Annotated in this window: 14 protein-coding genes; 9 read left to right on the top strand and 5 right to left on the bottom strand. The window is 69.6% G+C overall.

From position 1 onward, the window contains the following. Positions 1-51: 51 nt before the first annotated feature. From AQJ54_RS17560 to AQJ54_RS17525, 8 genes are all read left to right on the top strand, one after another. Positions 52-987, top strand: coding sequence for a carbohydrate ABC transporter permease (locus AQJ54_RS17560; protein ID WP_062022083.1), 936 nt, complete (start codon positions 52-54; stop codon positions 985-987). Between the two features lie 18 nt (positions 988-1,005). After that, positions 1,006-1,929, top strand: a complete 924-nt coding sequence (locus AQJ54_RS17555) for a carbohydrate ABC transporter permease (RefSeq protein ID WP_030313859.1) — start codon at positions 1,006-1,008, stop codon at positions 1,927-1,929. Between the two features lie 183 nt (positions 1,930-2,112). After that, on the top strand, positions 2,113-3,312 hold the full coding sequence (locus AQJ54_RS17550) for an ROK family transcriptional regulator (protein WP_062238360.1): 1,200 nt from the start codon (positions 2,113-2,115) through the stop codon (positions 3,310-3,312). A gap of 133 nt (positions 3,313-3,445) precedes the next feature. After that, on the top strand, positions 3,446-4,534 hold the full coding sequence (locus AQJ54_RS17545) for a sugar ABC transporter substrate-binding protein (RefSeq protein ID WP_062022871.1): 1,089 nt from the start codon (positions 3,446-3,448) through the stop codon (positions 4,532-4,534). A gap of 275 nt (positions 4,535-4,809) precedes the next feature. Beyond that, a complete protein-coding gene (locus tag AQJ54_RS17540) occupies positions 4,810-5,601 on the top strand; it encodes an ATP-binding cassette domain-containing protein (protein ID WP_030313847.1) in 792 nt (263 codons plus the stop codon). Further along, a complete protein-coding gene (locus AQJ54_RS17535) occupies positions 5,598-6,917 on the top strand; it encodes a sugar ABC transporter permease (RefSeq protein WP_062238358.1) in 1,320 nt (439 codons plus the stop codon). Before AQJ54_RS17540 ends, AQJ54_RS17535 begins: the two co-directional genes overlap by 4 nt. Before the next feature lie 130 nt (positions 6,918-7,047). Then, the gene (gene dxs / locus AQJ54_RS17530) at positions 7,048-8,967 is read left to right on the top strand and encodes a 1-deoxy-D-xylulose-5-phosphate synthase (protein ID WP_062238356.1); all 1,920 of its coding nucleotides are present in this window, start codon (positions 7,048-7,050) and stop codon (positions 8,965-8,967) included. Between the two features lie 142 nt (positions 8,968-9,109). Then, positions 9,110-10,603 (top strand): amino acid permease, encoded by a 1,494-nt coding sequence (locus AQJ54_RS17525; protein WP_062022071.1) that lies wholly within the window; start codon positions 9,110-9,112, stop codon positions 10,601-10,603. Between the two features lie 158 nt (positions 10,604-10,761). Here AQJ54_RS17525 and AQJ54_RS17520 read toward each other — a convergent pair whose 3' ends face one another. Continuing rightward, the gene (locus AQJ54_RS17520) at positions 10,762-11,130 is read right to left on the bottom strand and encodes a PIN domain-containing protein (protein ID WP_062022068.1); all 369 of its coding nucleotides are present in this window, start codon (positions 11,128-11,130) and stop codon (positions 10,762-10,764) included. 70 nt (positions 11,131-11,200) lie between these two features. Between AQJ54_RS17520 and AQJ54_RS17515 the strand changes: the two genes are divergently transcribed. Then, the gene (locus AQJ54_RS17515) at positions 11,201-12,229 is read left to right on the top strand and encodes a DUF8189 domain-containing protein (protein WP_079069882.1); all 1,029 of its coding nucleotides are present in this window, start codon (positions 11,201-11,203) and stop codon (positions 12,227-12,229) included. 170 nt (positions 12,230-12,399) lie between these two features. Here AQJ54_RS17515 and AQJ54_RS17510 read toward each other — a convergent pair whose 3' ends face one another. From AQJ54_RS17510 to AQJ54_RS17495, 4 genes are all read right to left on the bottom strand, one after another. After that, positions 12,400-14,526, bottom strand: coding sequence for a 3-hydroxyacyl-CoA dehydrogenase NAD-binding domain-containing protein (locus AQJ54_RS17510; protein ID WP_062238352.1), 2,127 nt, complete (start codon positions 14,524-14,526; stop codon positions 12,400-12,402). Continuing rightward, positions 14,523-15,749, bottom strand: coding sequence for a thiolase family protein (locus AQJ54_RS17505; protein WP_062022059.1), 1,227 nt, complete (start codon positions 15,747-15,749; stop codon positions 14,523-14,525). Before AQJ54_RS17505 ends, AQJ54_RS17510 begins: the two co-directional genes overlap by 4 nt. A gap of 118 nt (positions 15,750-15,867) precedes the next feature. Further along, positions 15,868-16,896, bottom strand: coding sequence for a LacI family DNA-binding transcriptional regulator (locus AQJ54_RS17500; RefSeq protein ID WP_062238350.1), 1,029 nt, complete (start codon positions 16,894-16,896; stop codon positions 15,868-15,870). Then, positions 16,893-19,250 (bottom strand): glycoside hydrolase family 2 protein, encoded by a 2,358-nt coding sequence (locus AQJ54_RS17495; protein ID WP_062238348.1) that lies wholly within the window; start codon positions 19,248-19,250, stop codon positions 16,893-16,895. The genes AQJ54_RS17500 and AQJ54_RS17495 overlap by 4 nt, the downstream gene beginning before the upstream one ends. Positions 19,251-19,304 lie beyond the last annotated feature (54 nt).

Genomic DNA, 19,304 nt, shown 5'->3' with positions numbered 1-19,304 from the left:
CGGGCCGGAGCGCTCCGGCCCGGGAAAGGACACCAGGGGCAGGAATCGCCAATGCGCAAAGGGCAGTACAGGTTCGTCGCGGGATTTCTCTTCGCTCCCGTGTCGCTCTACCTGATCTTCGTGATCTGGCCCTACGTCCAGACGTTCGGCTATTCGCTGACCGACTGGAAAGGGCAGTCGCAGACGTTCAAGTTCATCGGCCTGGACAACTACAAGGCGCTGTTCCAGGACGACGTCTTCATGCAGGCCGTCTGGCACAACATCCTGTTCCTGATCTTCATTCCGGTGATCACCATTCTGCTCGCCCTGTTCTTCGCGTTCATGCTGAACGCGGGCGGGCGCAGCAAGGCCGGCGGAGTGGGGGGAGTGGCGGGATCGCAGTTCTACAAAGTCGTCTACTTCTTTCCCCAGGTGCTGTCCCTCGCGATCGTCGCCGTGCTGTTCAACGCGGTGTACCGCAGTGACGGCGGCGGCCTGCTCAACGGCATCCTGATCAAACTCGGCCTGGTCGACGCCGAGAATCCGGTGGAATGGCTCAACGAGCCCAACCTGGTGCTGTGGATGCTGCTCATCGCCGTGGTCTGGCACGGGGTCGGGTTCTATCTCGTGCTGTTCTCGGCGGCCATGCAGTCCATCCCGAGGGACATCTACGAGGCCGCGCTCATCGACGGCGCGGGCCGCAACCAGTCCTTCTTCCGCATCACCCTGCCCCTGCTGTGGGACACCGTGCAGACCGCCTGGGTCTATCTGGGGATCGTGGCGATGGACATGTTCGTGCTGGTGTCGTCGATGACCCAGAACATGGGCGCCTACGGCGGCGGTCCCGACCACCACAGCGACGTGATGTCGACGGTGATGATGCGCAACTTCCAGTACTTCGGCAAGAGCGGATACGCCTGTGCGATGGGCGTCGTCATGCTGCTGCTCACCCTGGTCCTGTCCGTGGTCATGCTGCGTGCCACCCGCCGCGACCGCGTCGAGTTCTGAGCGGGAGAGATTGCGACGATGAGCGCACCCATCAAGGAGACCGCGGCCGTCCCGGTCCAGCGGACCACCGGCAAGGCCCCGGCCCGCCCCGGCAGCGAGCGCAGCGAGGGCGTCGTCCTGAACGCCTTCTCGCACGGCTTCCTGGCGCTGTGGGCCCTGCTGATCGTGCTGCCACTGCTGTGGCTGGTGCTCAGCTCCTTCAAGACCGACGCCCAGATCGGCGGCTCCGCCTTCGGCTGGCCGCAGCACTGGTCCCTGGACGTCTTCGGGCGGGCCTGGGAGAAGGGCATCGGCGACTACTTCCTGAACACCGTCATCGTGCTCGTCTTCTCGGTGCCGCTGACGATGCTCCTCGGGTCCATGGCCGCCTACGTCCTGGCCCGCTACGAGTTCTGGGGCAACAGGTTCCTGTACTTCTTCTTCGTCGCGGGCGCGATGTTCCCGGTGTTCCTGGCCCTGGTCCCGCTGTTCTTCATGGTGAAGCGGCTGGACATGCTGAACACCTACCAGGGGCTGATCCTGGTGTACGTCGCCTACTCGATGCCGTTCACGGTGTTCTTCATGCACGCGTTCTTCCGGACGCTGCCCACGGCCGTCTTCGAGGCCGCGGTCCTCGACGGCGCCTCGCACACCCGGACGTTCTTCCAGGTGATGCTGCCGATGGCGAAGCCCGGCCTGATCAGCGTCGGCATCTTCAACACGCTCGGTCAGTGGAACCAGTTCATCCTGCCGACCGTGCTGATGCAGCCGCAGAGCGGGGACGATCCGGAGCGGTACGTGCTCACCCAGGGCCTCATCCAGCTCCAGCAGCAGATGGGCTACGCCTCGGACCTTCCGGTGCTCTTCGCCGGGGTGACCATCGCGATGATCCCCATGCTGGTGGTGTACCTGTCCTTCCAGCGCCAGGTGCAGGCGGGCCTCACCTCGGCGACCTTGAAGTAGCGCTCCGCAAGCGCCCGCAAGCACACCGTCCCCGATTTCGGTGACGGTGTGCTCAGGTGTGCGCTACGCCCCGGAAACTGTTCAACCTCTTGACGGGAGGCGACCCGAACGGCTCAGCTTAGAGTTCACTAGTTGGACATAGACGGGGCCTCATCGCTGCGGTCCCGCGCGCAGGAGGTCGTCGTGGAGACTCCGGGGTCGCAGTCGTCGCTGCACCGAGCCAACCTGGAGCGGGTCGTGCGGGCCGTCCGGCTGGCCGGGTCGCTCACGCAAGCGGAGATCGCCCGGACCACGGGGCTGTCCGCCGCGACCGTCTCCAACATCGTCCGCGAGCTCAAGGACGGCGGAACCGTCGAGGTCACGCCCACGTCGGCGGGTGGCCGGCGGGCGCGCGCGGTCTCCCTGAGCGGGGACGCCGGCATCGTCATAGGGGTGGACTTCGGGCACACCCATTTGCGCGTCGCGGTCGGGAACCTCGCCCACCAGGTGCTCGCGGAGGAGTCCGAACCGCTGGACGTGGACGCCTCCGCGCCGCAGGGCTTCGACCGGGCGGAACAGCTGGTCAACCGGCTGATCGAGGCGACCGGCGTGGACCGCACGAAGATCGCCGGGGTGGGCCTAGGCGTACCGGGCCCCATCGACCTGGAATCCGGCTCCCTGGGCTCCTCGGCCATCCTGCCGGGCTGGATCGGCACCAAGCCCGCCGAGGAGCTCCAGGGGCGCCTCGGCGTGCCCGTCCACGTGGACAACGACGCCAACCTCGGCGCCCTCGGCGAGCTGGTGTGGGGCAGCGGCCGGGGGGTCAGGGACCTGGCGTACATCAAGGTCGCGAGCGGTGTGGGCGCCGGACTGGTGATCAGCGGCAAGATCTACCGTGGCCCGGGTGGCACAGCGGGAGAAATCGGGCATATTACTCTTGATGAATCCGGCCCCGTCTGCCGTTGCGGCAACCGCGGCTGCCTGGAGACCTTCGCGGCGGCGCGCTATGTGCTCCCGCTCCTCCAGTCCAGTCACGGCACCGACCTGACCGTGGAGGGCGTGGTGAGGCTGGCGCGGGACGGAGACCCTGGTTGCCGTCGGGTGATCGCCGACGTCGGCCGACACATCGGCAGTGGAGTCGCCAATCTCTGCAACTTGCTGAACCCGAGCCGAGTGGTCCTGGGCGGTGATCTCGCCGAGGCCGGTGAGCTGGTGCTCGGGCCGATCCGGGAGTCTGTCGGCCGCTATGCGATCCCCAGTGCGGCCCGCCAACTGTCCGTGCTTCCAGGGGCACTTGGCGGCCGTGCGGAGGTGCTCGGAGCACTCGCCCTCGCACTCAGCGAGATGGGTGATTCGACCCTTTTGGACAGCACGCTGCACGCAGCGGCACCTGCCTTCACTTAGAGAACGCAGGACGCCGTTGCCATCTCGTTAAGTATTTACTTCTTGACGTCGCACGTGTGGCCGAGTTGACTTCCAGCCACCTCGGCCGCAACGACGCGGCCTCGTCAGGGAGGTTTCTCAAGTGAACACGCTCATGCGTCGTGTGGCCGTATCCGTCGCCGTTTCGGCGCTCGCCGTCTCGGCCGCGGCCTGTGGCAAGGCCGGCGACGACAAGACCAGCGACAGCAGCAGCTCGGGCTCCGGCAGCAAGTCGATCGGTCTGCTCCTGCCCGACAACGTCACCGCGCGGTACGAGAAGTTCGACAAGCCGTACTTCGAGGCCAAGGTCAAGGAGCTGTGCAGCGACTGCACCGTCTCCTACGCCAACGCCGCGGCCGACCCGGCCAAGCAGGCCCAGCAGATGAGCAGCATGGTCACCAAGGGCGTCAAGGTGATCGTGATCTCGGCGCAGGACTCCGCCGCCATCAAGTCCTCCATCGCCTCCGCGGTGAGCAAGGGCGTCAAGGTCGTCGCGTACGACCGTCTGGCCCAGGGCCCGGTCTCCGCGTACGTCTCCTTCGACAACGTCAAGGTCGGCGAGCTCCAGGGCCAGGCCCTGCTCGACGCCCTCGGCTCCAAGGCGACCCCCAAGGCGAACGTCGTCATGATCAACGGTGACGACGCCGACCCGAACGCCGCGCAGTTCAAGGAAGGCGCGCACAAGGTCCTCGACGGCAAGGTCAAGATCGCCTACGAGCAGTCCGGCCTGTGGAAGGACACCGTCGCCGCGCAGAAGATGTCGGCCGCCATCACCCAGCTGGGCGCCAAGAACATCGCGGGCGTCTACGCCGCCAACGACGGCATGGCCGGTGGTATCGCCAACACCCTCAAGGGCGCGGGCATCAGCAACATCCCGCTGACCGGCCAGGACGCCGAGCTCGCCGCCATCCAGCGGATCGTCGCCGGCACCCAGTCCGCCACGGTCTACAAGGCCTACAAGCCCGAGGCCGACAACGCCGCCGAGCTCGCGGTCAACCTCCTCCAGGGCAAGGACATCAAGTCCCTGGCCGACACCGAGGTCACCAGCGGCTCCGGCGACAAGGTCCAGGCGAAGCTGCTGACCCCCGTCTCCGTGACCGTCAAGAACATCAAGGACACGGTCGTCAAGGACGGTCTCTACACCGTCGCCCAGATCTGCACCGCGGACTACGCCGCCGCGTGCAAGAAGGCCGGCCTTCAGTAGGACGCCCTGAGCCCTCGGGGCGCGTCCCGCACGGGAGGCGCCCCGGCGGCAGGCACAGAGCCTGTCCGGTGCCCGCACCGCCTTCATACCCCGCTGCGGGGCGGGCACCGGACGGAAGCATGGCGGACGCAGCCGTTGCCAAAGGGCACCGGCCGCGCGCATGTTCGACTTGTTAATCGGTGCTTACGGCGCGACTCGTCCCACGAGTGCCGAAAGCACAACCTTCCGCGCATTACCCCAAGCGCGGCATCCCCGCCGGTCAGGCGGCGAAGGAGATGGTTCACGTGTCCGCTACGCCCGTGCTGGCGTTGCGCGGAGTCTCCAAGCGGTTCGGTGCGGTTCAGGCCCTCACCGACGTAGAGCTGGAGGTCCACGCCGGAGAAGTGGTCGCCCTGGTCGGCGACAACGGCGCAGGAAAGTCCACGCTGGTCAAGACGATCGCAGGCGTGCACCCCATCGATGAGGGCGTCATCGAGTGGGACGGCAAGCCGGTCAGCATCAACAAGCCCCACGACGCCCAGGGACTCGGCGTCGCGACGGTCTACCAGGACCTCGCCCTGTGCGACAACCTCGACGTGGTCGGCAACCTGTACCTCGGACGCGAACTGCTGCGCCGCGGCGTCATCGACGAGGTCACGATGGAGAAGAACTCGCGTGAGCTGCTGAACACGCTCTCCATCCGCATCCCGAGCGTCCGCATCCCGATCGCGAGCCTCTCCGGTGGTCAGCGTCAGGTCGTCGCCATCGCGCGCGCCCTGATCGGTGACCCCAAGGTCGTCATCCTCGACGAGCCCACGGCCGCGCTCGGCGTCGAGCAGACCGCGCAGGTCCTCGACCTGGTCGAGCGGCTGCGCGAGCGCAACCTCGCCGTGATCCTCATCAGCCACAACATGGCCGACGTGAAGGCGGTCGCCGACACCGTCGCCGTGCTGCGGCTGGGCAAGAACAACGGCTCCTTCTCGGTGAAGGACACCAGCCAGGAAGAAATCATCTCCGCGATCACGGGTGCCACGGACAACGCCGTCACCCGTCGTGCGGGACGTCGCAACGCGGAGGCGGCAAAGTGAGCGACACGTCGAAGGTTTCCAAGGCGGAGACGGCGGAGGACCAGACCACGGTCGCTCCCGCCGACGACCCCACCGCCGCGCCGGTCTCGGTCGTCGACCCCCGGCTGCTGGTCCGCGAAGAGGGCTTCAAGGGCTACTGGACCGAGTTCACCCGCAAGGTCAAGGGCGGTGAGCTGGGCTCGCTGCCGGTCGTCGTCGGTCTGATCGTCATCTGGGCGATCTTCCAGTTCAAGAACGACCGCTTCCTGAGCGCCGACAACCTCTCCAACATCAGCTACTACCTCTCGGCCACCGGCATGATCGCCATCGGCCTGGTGTTCGTGCTGCTGCTCGGCGAGATCGACCTGTCGGTCGGTTCCCTCAGCGGTCTGGCCTCCACCCTGTTCGCGGTGTGGGTGGTCAACCACGGCATGAACGTCTGGCTGGCGCTCGTCCTGGCGATCGTCACCGGTGTCGCCATCGGCGCGCTGCACGGCTGGTTCTTCGCCAAGATCGGTGTACCGGCGTTCGTCGTCACCCTGGCGGGTCTGCTCGGCTGGAACGGTCTGATGCTGTGGCTGCTGGGTTCCAGCGGCACCATCAACATCCCGTCCGACTCGGGTCCGATCCACCTGTTCGGCCAGAGCTCGTTCTTCATGGACCAGGCCATCATCGGCGCCTACCTGCTGGCCGGCCTCGCCGTCGTGCTGACCCTCATCGGCAACTTCAGCGAGCAGCGGCGCCGCAAGGCCGCGGGTGTGCCCTTCCGGCCGACCGCCGAGATCCTGGTGCGCGTCGGCGCGCTCGCCGTCGCGGCGTTCGTGGCCGCCGCCGTGCTGAACAACGCCTCGGGTGTCTCCAACTCGCTGGTGATCTTCCTGGCGGCGCTGGTGGTCGTCGACTTCGTGCTCCGCCGCACCACGTACGGCCGTCAGGTCTTCGCGGTGGGCGGCGGCATCGAGGCCGCGCGCCGTGCCGGTATCAGCGTGCCGATGGTCCGGATCACCGTCTTCGCCATCTCCGGCGGTTTCGCCGCGATCGGCGGTATGTTCTTCGCCGGCCAGACCGCGAGCGCCACGCTCAGCGCCGGCGGCGGCAACACCCTGATGCTCGCCATCGCGGCGGCCGTCATCGGTGGTACCAGCCTCTTCGGTGGCCGCGGTTCGGTGTGGTCCGCCCTCCTGGGCATGCTGGTCATCCAGTCCATCACGACCGGTCTCGACCTGCTGAACATGAACGCCTCGATCCAGTACATGATCACCGGTGGCGTGCTGCTCGGCGCGGTCGTCATCGACTCCGTGTCGCGCAGGTCCCAGAAGGCCTCGGGTCGCGGCTGACCCCGCAGGATCCTTCGGGAAAGATCCACTTGCCCGGCACCCAAAAGGTGCCGGGCAAGTTCGTTGTCGGAGAACATTAGACTCGACACGCCCGGCAAAGCTCGATCAGCTCTAATGCAAGGAGGCACGGGTGCAGCTGCTGACCCGTATCAGGGGACCGCGCGATCTGGACCGGCTCAGCCTTGAGGAGCTGGACCAGCTGGCGGAGGAGATCAGGAGCTTCCTCGTCGGTGCCGTCTCCAAGACCGGCGGCCACCTCGGCCCCAACCTCGGTGTGGTCGAGCTGACCATCGCGCTGCACCGGGTCTTCGACTCGCCCAAGGACCGGGTGCTCTTCGACACAGGGCACCAGTCCTACGTGCACAAGCTGCTCACCGGCCGCCACGACTTCTCGAAGCTGCGCTCCAAGGGCGGCCTCTCCGGCTACCCCTCGCGCGCCGAGTCCGAGCACGACGTCATCGAGAACAGCCACGCCTCGACCGTCCTCGGCTGGGCCGACGGCCTCGCCAAGGCCAACCAGGTGCTGAAACGGGACGACCACGTCGTCGCCGTCATCGGTGACGGCGCCCTGACCGGCGGCATGGCCTGGGAGGCGCTGAACAACATCGCCGACGCCAAGGACCGCCCGCTGGTCATCGTCGTCAACGACAACGAGCGCTCCTACGCGCCCACCATCGGCGGCCTCGCCAACCACCTGGCGACCCTGCGCACCACCGACGGCTACGAGCGCTTCCTGGCCCGCGGCAAGGACCTCCTGGAGCGCACCCCGGTCGTCGGCCGGCCCCTCTACGAGACCCTGCACGGCGCCAAGAAGGGCCTCAAGGACTTCATCGCGCCCCAGGGCATGTTCGAGGACCTCGGTCTGAAGTACGTCGGCCCCATCGACGGCCACGACATCGAGGCGCTCGAGTCGGCGCTGGCCCGCGCCAAGCGGTTCAACGGCCCGGTGATCGTGCACTGCCTCACCGAGAAGGGCCGCGGCTACAAGCCCGCCGAGCAGGACGAGGCCGACCGCTTCCACGGCATCGGCCCCATCCACCCCGACACCGGCCTGCCCATCAAGGCCGCCGCCGCCAGCTGGACCTCCGTCTTCGGCGACGAGATGGTCAAGCTCGGCCAGGAGCGGGAGGACATCGTCGCCATCACCGCGGCCATGCTCCAGCCGGTCGGCCTGAAGAAGTTCGCGGACGCCTTCCCGGACCGCATCTACGACGTCGGCATCGCCGAGCAGCACGCGGCCGTCTCCGCGGCGGGCCTGGCCACCGGGGGAGTGCACCCCGTCTTCGCCGTCTACGCCACCTTCCTCAACCGCGCCTTCGACCAGGTCCTCATGGACGTCGCCCTGCACAAGTGCGGGGTGACCTTCGTCCTCGACCGGGCCGGCGTCACCGGCGACGACGGCGCCTCCCACAACGGCATGTGGGACATGTCGATGCTCCAGGTCGTCCCCACGCTCCGGCTCGCCGCCCCGCGCGACGCCGAGCAGCTGCGCGCCCAGCTCCGCGAGGCCGTCCAGGTCGACGACGCGCCGACCGTGCTGCGCTACTCCAAGGGCGTCGTCGGCCCCGCCGTACCCGCCGTGGGCACGGTGGGCGGCATGGACGTCCTGCGCGAGCCCGGCACCGACACCCCCGACGTCCTCCTGGTCTCGGTGGGCGCCCTGGCCCCCATGTGCCTGGAGATCGCCTCGCTCCTCGACCGGCAGGGCATCTCCACCACCGTCGTCGACCCGCGCTGGGTCAAGCCGGTGGACGAGGCCATGGCCCCGCTCGCCGAGCGGCACCGCGTGGTCGTCACCGTCGAGGACAACTCCCGCGTCGGCGGCGTCGGCTCGGCGATCGCCCAGGCCCTGCGCGACGCGGGCGTGGACGTCCCGCTGCGCGACTTCGGCATCCCGCCGCGCTTCCTCGACCACGCCTCCCGCAACGAGATCATGGCGGAGATCGGGCTCACCGCGCCCGACATCGCCCGCCAGGTCACCGGCCTGGTCTCCAAGCTGGACGGCCGCTACGACGAGGCCCGCGCCGAGGTGGAGCCCGCCCGCGACTGACCAGGGCTCGCCCGTATGGGCCGGTCGCACCACTCTTCACAGTGGTGGGACCGGCCCATTCGCGTGAATCCGCCTGTGCCGGGGCATACGACCTACGCCCCCTCTCGATCATGTCGAGGACGACACAGCGTGGGAGGTCATCGTGAGCAGCACCCTCTTCCGGACGAAGAAGGTCGAACAGTCCATCCAAGACACCGAGGAGCCGGAGCACGCGCTCAAGAAATCCTTGTCCGCGCTGGATCTGACCGTCTTCGGTGTCGGCGTCATCATCGGTACCGGCATCTTCGTCCTGACCGGCACCGTCGCCAAGAACAACGCCGGTCCGGCGACCGCCCTGGCCTTCGTGGTCGCCGGCGTCGTCTGCGCGCTCGCCGCGCTCTGCTACGCCGAGTTCGCCTCCACCGTCCCGGTGGCGGGATCGGCGTACACCTTCTCCTACGCCTCCCTCGGCGAACTGCCCGCCTGGATCATCGGCTGGGACCTCGTCCTGGAGTTCGCGCTCGGCACCGCGGTGGTCGCCGTCGGCTGGTCCGGCTACATCGCCTCGCTGCTCGACAACGCGGGCATCCACCTGCCGGAGGCCCTCAGCGGCCGGGACGGCGCCCACGGCTTCGGCTTCGACATCCTCGCCGCACTGCTGGTCCTGGTCCTCACCGGGATCCTCGTGCTCGGCACGAAGCTCTCCGCGCGGGTGACCTCGATCGTCGTCGCCATCAAGGTGACGGTCGTCCTGACCGTGATCGTCGCCGGCGCCTTCTTCATCAAGGGCGACAACTACAAGCCGTTCATCCCGAAGTCCCAGGCGGTCGAGGCGGGTGGCAGTCTCCAGTCCCCGCTCATCCAGCTGATGTTCGGCTGGGCGCCCTCCAACTTCGGCGTGATGGGCATCTTCACGGCCGCCTCGGTCGTCTTCTTCGCCTTCATCGGCTTCGACGTGGTCGCCACGGCCGCGGAGGAGACCCGCAACCCGCAGCGGGACATGCCGCGGGGCATCCTGGGCTCCCTGCTCATCTGCACGGCCCTCTACGTGGCCGTGTCGATCGTGGTGACCGGCATGCAGAAGTACACCGACCTGTCCATCACGGCACCGCTCGCGGACGCGTTCAAGGCGACCGGGCACCCGTGGTTCGCGGGCTTCATCAGCTTCGGCGCCGCGGTCGGCCTGACGACCGTCTGCATGATCCTGCTCCTCGGCCAGACCCGGGTGTTCTTCGCGATGAGCCGCGACGGACTGCTGCCGACGTTCTTCTCCCACGTCCACCCGAAGTTCCGCACCCCGCACCGCCCGACCATCCTGCTCGGCGTGATCATCGCGATCGTCGCCGGCTTCACCCCGCTCAGCGAACTCGCCGAACTGGTCAACATCGGCACGCTGTTCGCGTTCGTGGTGGTGGCGATCGGCGTGATCATCCTCCGCAAGTCCCGCCCCGACCTGCCGCGCGCCTTCCGCACCCCGTGGGTCCCGGTCATCCCGATCCTGTCGGTCCTGGCCTCCCTCTGGCTGATGCTCAACCTGCCTGCGGAGACGTGGCTGCGGTTCGCGATCTGGATGGTGCTCGGGTTCGCGGTGTACTTCCTGTACGGCCGCACGCACAGCCGCCTGAACCGACGGGCCGAGACGGAGGAGGTTGCGTAGGGTTCGTTGTCGGCTGCGGGTGCGTCGTGGCCGGTCGCGCAGTTCCCCGCGCCCCTAAAGACGGTGGGTGCAGTCCAGGCACGCTCAGCTGCAACCCACTCAGGGGCGCGGGGAACTGCGCGACCGGCCCCCACCGGCCCGCAGCCGAACGACGACGCTCAAGGACGAACGGTCCGCGGCCCCGCCACCTCCGCCCCCAACTCCCCAACCCTCCGCCGCAGTTCACGGTCCGCCGTGACCACCAGCACCGGCCGCTCACGGCAGGCCTCAGCCACCAGTTCCACCATGTGGTCGTCCCCGCTCCCCGGCGCCGACTCCACCCGCACCCCCGGCACCGAGGACACCCCCCGAGCCGCCCCCTCCACCACCAGCACGATCTCCACCGGCCCGTCCCGCCCCGGCACCCCGTCCGCCGCCAGCCGGTCCCGCAGTCGCTCCGCCGCGCCCCGCCGGTCCCGCCACCACCCGTCCGGCACCGAGCCGACGACATTCGCGGCGTCCACGACCACCAGCAGCACGTCACTCATGGCCCCAGCGTCCCATGCCCGGCCCGCCCGAACTCCTGACCGACTCCCGGATTAGAGTGGTCCCGTGTCAATGGTCCGTACAGTGAACGGCAACTGGCTCATCCGCGCCCGCGACGGCCGGCTCGGCGTCTACGTCACCCATGACGACGAAGTCCGGTGCCGGTCCGAGCGCGGCCCCGGCAGCGACACATGGTCGCCATGGCGCAGGATCGGTGGCGAGCAGCGCCTGCAACCGGGCCTTGCCGTCGGACAGGGCGTCGACGACTACGCACACCTCGTGTCCTGGCGCCCCACCAAGGCCGCGGAGGCGGGCCTCGTCCACTCCACCCACTTCCGCGTCCACCTCGCACCCCTCGACTGGACCCCGCTCGGCCACCCCGACAGGACGGGCGCGCGGACCGGCCTGCCGGCCGTGGCCGTCGACGCGGAGGGCCGGGCCCATGTCTTCGTCCGCAACCGCGGCAACGGCGTGCACGCCCTCGTGCAGAAGGAGCGCGGCGGCTGGAACGCCTGGACGGATCTGAAGGGATCGGACGTCCATGAGCAACTGGCCGCCGTGACGGGGGAGTCGGGCCGGGTGGAGCTGTACGCCACCAACCCCACCGGCATCCTGCGCTGGGCCCAGGAGGAGGCAGGCGCGCCTCCCGTACCGGACGATCCGCTGCCGGTCCGCGTCGAACCGGGCACCCTGAGCGCGCTGCCCACGTCCAAGGAGCACGTCACGCTGTTCTTCGCGGACCCCGAGGGCATGCTCCACGCCTGGCGGCGGGGGACCGAGCCCGTTCCTCTGCTCGCCGCGGCCGGGCCCGGCCCGGTCGCCCTGCTGCGCTGCACGCTGGAGGGCCACGACTGCACGCTGCTGGCCCAGCGTTCGGCCTCCGGCCGGGTCGCCTTCGCCGCCTGCCCCACCGAGCAGGAGTCGGCGGGTCTGTGGTGGACGGAGTCCGGGCCGCAGCTGCCGGTGGGCACGGAGGTGGCCCTCGCCGAGGACGCGGACGGCCGTGTCGTCGCGGCGACGATCACTCCCGACGGCGTTCTGCGGATCGCCCGGCAGAAGGACGAGCCGGGGCTGGCCCTGGCAGCCTGGCAGGAGGTCTGACACCCCACGGGGGAGCGGGAACACATCGGTTCCGGAGCCCCTCCGAACGAGCGGGAGCACACCGCTCCCGGAGCCCGCCCGGACCCGGGACCGGAGCCCCTCCGGACCCGGGACGTGACAAGGGGCCCCCGCCGCAGCGGAGGCCCCCTTCACGGCCGTACGAAACTCGCTTACGCGGGAACCGAAGCCAGGCCCGGGGCCAGGAACTTCTTGCCGTTCACGCGCTCGGAGACGCCCTCGCGGTCCAGGTACGGCGTGATGCCGCCCAGGTGGAAGGGCCAGCCTGCGCCCGTGATCAGGCAGAGGTCGATGTCCTGGGCCTCGGCGACGACACCCTCGTCGAGCATGAGCCCGATCTCCTGGGCGACGGCGTCGAGGACGCGGGCGCGGACCTGCTCCTCGGACAGGACGACATCGCCCTGCTTGAGGAGCGCGGCGACCTCGGGGTCCAGCTCCGGCTTGCCGGAGTCGTAGACGTAGAAGCCGCGCTTGCCCGCCTTGACGACGGCCGCGAGGTTCGGGGAGACCGTGAAGCGGTCCGGGAAGGCCCGGTGGAGGGTCTCCGAGACGTGCAGACCGATCGCGGGACCGACCAGCTCCAGGAGGACCAGCGGGGACATCGGCAGGCCGAGCGGCTCCACCGCCTTCTCCGCCACGGCCACCGGGGTGCCCTCGTCGATGACGTTCTGGATCTCGCCCATGAAGCGGGTGAGGATGCGGTTCACGACGAACGCCGGGGCGTCCTTGACCAGTACCGCGGTCTTCTTCAGCTTCTTGGCCACCGCGAAGGCGGTCGCGAGCGAGGCGTCGTCCGTCTGCTCGCCGCGCACGATCTCCAGGAGCGGCAGGATCGCGACCGGGTTGAAGAAGTGGAAGCCCACGACCCGCTCGGGGTTCTTCAGCTTCGACGCCATCTCCGTGACGGAGAGGGAGGAGGTGTTGGTGGCGAGGATCGCGTGCGCCGGGGCGACCGCCTCGACCTCCGCGAACACCTGCTGCTTGACGCCGATCTCCTCGAACACGGCCTCGATGATGAAGTCCGCGTCGGAGAAACCCTCCGCCTTGTCCAGCACACCGGTGACCAGGGCCTTGAGGCGGTTGGCCTTGTCCTGGTTGATACGGCCCTTGCCGAGCAGCTTCTCGATCTCGGCGTGGACGTAGCCCACACCCTTGTCCACGCGCTCCTGGTCGATGTCGGTCAGGACGACCGGCACCTCAAGGCGGCGCAGGAAGAGCAGCGCGAGCTGGGAGGCCATCAGACCGGCGCCGACGACGCCCACCTTGGTGACCGGACGGGCCAGGTTCTTGTCCGGGGCACCCGCGGGACGCTTGCCGCGCTTCTGCACCAGGTTGAACGCGTAGATGCCGGAGCGCAGTTCGCCGCCCATGATGAGGTCGGCGAGGGCCTGGTCCTCGGCGTCGTAGCCCTGCTGGAGGTCGCCGTTCTTGGCGGCCTCGATGATGTCCAGGGCGCGGTAGGCGGCCGGGGCGGCCCCGTGCACCTTGGAGTCCGCGACGAAGCGGCCCTTGGCGACGGCCTGGTCCCAGGCCTCACCGCGGTCGATCGCCGGACGCTCGACGACGATCTCGCCCTTGAGGACGGACGCCGTCCACAGCAGGGACTGCTCCAGGAAGTCAGCGCCCTCGAACAGGGCGTCGGCGATGCCCAGTTCGTAGACCTGCGCGCCCTTGAGCTGCTTGTTCTGGTTGAGGGAGTTCTCGATGATGACCGAGACGGCCTTCTCGGCGCCGATCAGGTTCGGCAGCAGCGTGCAGCCGCCCCAGCCGGGGACCAGACCGAGGAAGACCTCGGGGAGCGAGAAGGCGGGCAGGGCCGCGGACACCGTGCGGTACTGGCAGTGCAGACCGACCTCGACGCCACCGCCCATCGCGGCACCGTTGTAGTACGCGAAGGTCGGCACGGCGATGCCCGCGAGGCGCTTGAAGACCTCGTGGCCGCCCTTGCCGATGGCCAGCGCGTCCTTGTGCTCCTTGAGCAGTTCGACGCCCTTGAGGTCGGCGCCGACGGCGAAGATGAACGGCTTGCCGGTGATGCCGACACCGACGATCTCGCCGGCGGAGGCCTCCTTCTCGACCTGGTCGATGGCGGTGTTCAGGTTCGCCAGCGACGCCGGGCCGAAGGTGGTCGGCTTGGTGTGGTCGAAGCCGTTGTCCAGCGTGATGAGCGCGAAGCGCCCCGCGTTGAACGGCAGGTCCAGGTGGCGTACGTGCGCCTGGGTGACGACCTCGTCCGGGAACAGCTCGGCCGCACCCTTCAAGAGCTCAGTGGTGCTCACTTGCTGCCTCCGGCGTCCTTGTGGTTCGGGTTCTCCCAGATGACCGTCGCGCCCATGCCGAAGCCGACGCACATGGTGGTCAGGCCGTAGCGGACCTCGGGCTGCTCCTCGAACTGACGGGCGAGCTGCGTCATCAGACGCACACCCGAGGAGGCCAGCGGGTGACCGAAGGCGATGGCGCCGCCGTACTGGTTGACGCGCTCGTCGTCGTCCGCGATGCCGTAGTGCTCCAGGAAGGCCAGGACCTGGACCGCGAAGGCCTCGTTGATCTCGAACAGGCCGATGTCGGAGATCGACAGACCCGCCTGGGCGAGGGCCTTCTCGGTGGCCGGGATCGGGCCGTAGCCCATGACCTCCGGCTCGACACCCGCGAAGGAGTACGAGACCAGGCGCATCTTGACCGGGAGGTCGTTCTCGCGCGCGAAGTCCTCGGACGCGATCAGGGAGGCGGTGGCGCCGTCGTTCAGACCGGCCGCGTTGCCGGCGGTGACCCGGCCGTGCACGCGGAACGGGGTCTTGAGGCCGGAGAGGTTCTCCAGCGTGGTGCCCGGGCGCATCGGCTCGTCGGCGGTGACCAGGCCCCAGCCCGTCTCGCCGGCCTCCGGGTTGGTGCGGCGCACCGAGATCGGGACCAGGTCGGCCTGGATCTTGCCGTTGGCGTACGCCTTGGCGGCCTTCTCCTGGGAGCGCACGGCGTACTCGTCGGCGCGCTGCTTGGTGATCGTCGGGTACCGGTCGTGCAGGTTCTCGGCGGTCATGCCCATGAACAGCGCGGACTCGTCGACCAGCTTCTCGCTCACGAACCGCGGGTTCGGGTCCACGCCCTCGCCCATGGGGTGGCGGCCCATGTGCTCGACACCACCGGCGACGGCGATGTCGTACGCGCCGAAGGCGACCGAACCGGCCACCGTGGTGACGGCGGTCAGCGCGCCGGCGCACATGCGGTCGATGGAGTAACCGGGCACCGACTGCGGCAGACCGGCGAGGATGCCCGCGGTGCGGCCGATGGTCAGGCCCTGGTCACCGATCTGCGTGGTCGCGGCGATGGCGACCTCGTCGATCTTCTTCGGGTCCAGACCCGGGTTGCGGCGCAGCAGCTCCCGGATCGCCTTCACGACGAGGTCGTCGGCGCGGGTCTCGTGGTAGATACCCTTCGGGCCCGCCTTGCCGAACGGGGTGCGGACGCCGTCGACGAAGACGACGTCCCTGACGGTACGAGGCACGATGGCTCTCCTCCAGATGCGGGATCTGCACTGCTGCGGCCGCGCTGAGCGCGCGCTCAGCCCCATGCTACTTATGAGTAACGTGGCTGCCCACCCCTGGGGGCCGGAGCGGCGAAGGTCACACCCCGGGCGGCGCCGTGGAACCCCGTGGGGTCAGTACCGGAGTGGGCACCGGATGCGATCCGGGCCCCTCCCCGGTGATCACCCCGAACAGCGTACGCGCCGCCTCCGCGCCGAATCCGTGCACGTCGTGGCTCATCGCGGAGAGTGTCGGACGGGTGAGCCGGCACAGCTGGGAGTCGTCCCAGGCGAGCAGCGAGACGTCGTGCGGAACGCCCAGGCCCATCTCGGCGGCGACCGAGAGACCGGCGACCGCCATGATGTCGTTGTCGTAGACGATCGCCGTCGGCCGGTCCGGCGGGGCGGCGGTCAGCAGGGACCGGGTGGCCCGCGCCCCGGCCTCGCCCGAGTAGTCGGTGGTGACCTGCCAGGCTCCGGCGAGCTCCAGCGTCCGCGCGGCCTCGTCGAAGGCGGCCGTGCGCATGGCCGTGTGGCCGAGGGCCGCCGCGCCGCCCACCCGGGCGATCCGCCGGTGCCCGAGCGCCGCGAGATAGCGCACGGCCTCCGTCACGGCGGTCGCGTCATCGGTCCACACCGAGGTCAGCGTGCCGGTGAGCGAGGGATGCCCCACGGCCACCACCGGCATCCCCAGCCGCTCCACGGCGGCGACCCGCGGATCGTCCGCCCGGAAGTCGACGAGGATCGAGCCGCCGATCTGCCGGCCGCGCCACCACGCCTCCTGGAGGCCGACCTCCTCCTCCACGTTCCGCACGAGCCGCAGCAGCAGCGAGCAGTTCCGCTCGATCAGCACGCTCTCCACGCCGGAGACGAAGTCCATGTAGAACGGTTCGAGGCCCAGCAGCCGGGCCGGCCGGCAGACCGCGAGCCCCACCACGTCCACCCGCGACCCGGCCAGCGTCCGTGCCGTGGGGTTCGGCGCCCAGCCCAGCTCCCGCGCGGCCCGGAAGATCCGGTCCCGGGTCGCCTCCGACAGCCCCGGCTTGTGGTTGAAGGCCAGCGACACGGCCCCCTTGGACACCCCGGCGCGCGCGGCGACCTCCTTGATGGTGACGCGGGAGGTCGTCATGAAGCGGGCTCCATGCAGTACAGGGCGGACCGGGCGGCGTCCGGATCGGGAGTCTCCCACCCGGTGACCCCGATGGTCACCCGTTCCCCGGGCAGCAGGGTGACGAGCCCGCGATCGGCCCGCGCGGCCGGGTGCAGCCGGTCGGCCTGGAGCAGCAGGTCCCGTACGAGGGTGCGGGCCGTCACGGTGACGGCACCCGGCGCCACGGTGACGTCGAACTCGGGCCGGGGGTAGGGGATTTCACGGTCGGGCGAGGGGAAGTGCAGGGCCCGCAGTCCGTCCGCGTCGGCGACCAGGAACTCCTTCGGGCCGGCGGGCTCCAGCTCGTCCGGCACCGGCACCTCGGCCACGGCCCGCCGTCCCGCCCGGAACCCCAGCTCCGCCTCGCCGAGCACCGCCCCCTCGACCGACATCCGCCGCAGCCGCAGGACGCCCGCCCACTCCTCGCCCGCCTGGTTGACCACGGCCACGACCCGCCCGCGGACCGTCAGCAACCGGTCCGCGTACAGTCGCCGCAGCTCGTGGTAGAGCGGCTTCTCCCGGCCGTCACCGTCCACCGCCGCCCAACTCGTCACCGGCCAGCAGTCGTTGAGCTGCCACACGACCGTCCCCGCGCACACCGGCCAGTGCGACCGCCAGTGCTCGATCCCGGCGGCCACCGCCCGCGCCTGGTTGACCTGCGTGAGGTAGTGCCAGCGGTCGAAGTCCCCCTCGGGAAAGGCGAAGTACCGCTCCAGACCGCGCCGCAGCTTCCCGTTCCCGTCCTCCGCCTTCTGGTGGTGCAGCATGCCGGGGGAGTCCGCCGCGAGCTCCTCCCCGGCCAGCGCCCGCCTCAGCGTGGCGTGCGCGGGCGGTGCCTGCCAGCCGAACTCGGCCACGAAACGCGGCACTTCACTGCGGTACGCGGCGTAGTCGAGCCGGTTCCACACCTCCCAGGAGTGATGCGTCCCGTGCGCCGGATCGTTCGGGTGGTGCTCCCAGGACCCGGACCAGGGACTACCCGCCGTGTACGGCCGGGTCGGGTCCAGCTCGGCCACCACCCGCGGCAGCAGGCCCAGGTAGTACCCCTCACCCCAGGAGTCCCCGGCGAGCCGCCCCTCCCAGCCCCAGTCCCGGAACCCCCACAGGTTCTCGTTGTTCCCGTTCCACAGCACCAGCGAGGGATGCGGCATCAGCCGTACGACGTTCTCCCGGGCCTCCGCCTCCACCTCGCCCCTGAGCGGCTGCTCCTCCGGATAGGCCGCGCAGGCGAACGGGAAGTCCTGCCACACCAGCAGCCCCGACTCGTCGCAGGCGTCGTAGAAGTCCTCGCTCTCGTAGATCCCGCCGCCCCAGACCCGTACGAGGTCCACCCCGGCGGCGGCGGCCTGCCCGAGCCGCTCCCGGTACCGTTCACGGGTGATCCGGGAGGGGAACACGTCGTCCGGGATCCAGTTCACGCCGCGTGCGAAGATCCGCTCACCGTTGACGACCAGACAGAACCCGGTGCCGTGCTCGTCGGCCGAGCGGTCCAGCTCGACGGTCCGGAAGCCGATCCGACGCCGCCACACGTCCAGCGGCCCGTCCTCGTGCAGCAGGGTCAACTCAACCTCGTAGAGCGGTTGTTCACCGTAGCCTCGCGGCCACCACAGGCGCGCTTCCGGGACTTCCAGCCGTACCGCCCCCGAGGCCTTGTCGATCGCCGCGCGCGCCCGCACCCCGCCCACCACGGCCTCCACGGTCAGCGGCGCCTCGACCCTCGCCCGCTCCACCTCGACGGCCAACTCCACCACGCCCACGCCCTGTTCGACGCTCACCAGCGGCCGTACCCGGGCGATCCTGGCCGTCGACCAGCGCTCGATCCGCACCGGCCGCCAGATCCCGGCCGTCACCAGCGTGGGCCCCCAGTCCCAGCCGAACGAGCAGGCCATCTTGCGGAGGTACTGATAGGGCTCGGCGTACGCGCCCGGCCGCTCGCCCAGCTGCCCTCGCACCGCCTCGGCCTCGGCGTAGGCGGAGACGAACCGCACGCTCAGCCGCCCGGCCATGCCGGTCACGTCGAAGCGGTAGGAGCGGTGCATGTTCCTTGTCCGGCCCAGGAGTTGGCCGTCGAGGCGGATCTCGGCCACGGTGTCCAGGCCGTCGAAGACGAGATCGGTCTGCTCATGGCCGTCGGAGGGCGCGAGGTCGGTCTCGTAGGTCCACTCCCGCCGCCCCACCCACGCGACCTCCCTCTCGCCCAGGCCGAGGAAGGGATCCGGGATCACCCCGGCCGCCAGCAGATCGGTGTGCACACAGCCCGGCACGACGGCGGGCAGCGCCTCGCCCTCGTGCCGCAGGATCCAGCCCTCGGTGAGCGGTGTGGCCTGAAGCATGTACACACTCCCTAAACCGATCAAGTCCCTTGCTGCGGACACCTTTTGCCATGG

The organism is Streptomyces griseorubiginosus, from assembly GCF_001514195.1.
Classification (GTDB): Bacteria; Actinomycetota; Actinomycetes; order Streptomycetales; family Streptomycetaceae; genus Streptomyces; species Streptomyces griseorubiginosus.
The sequence above is the reverse complement of the archived record's forward strand: the minus strand, read 5'-3'. Positions and strand labels throughout refer to the sequence as shown.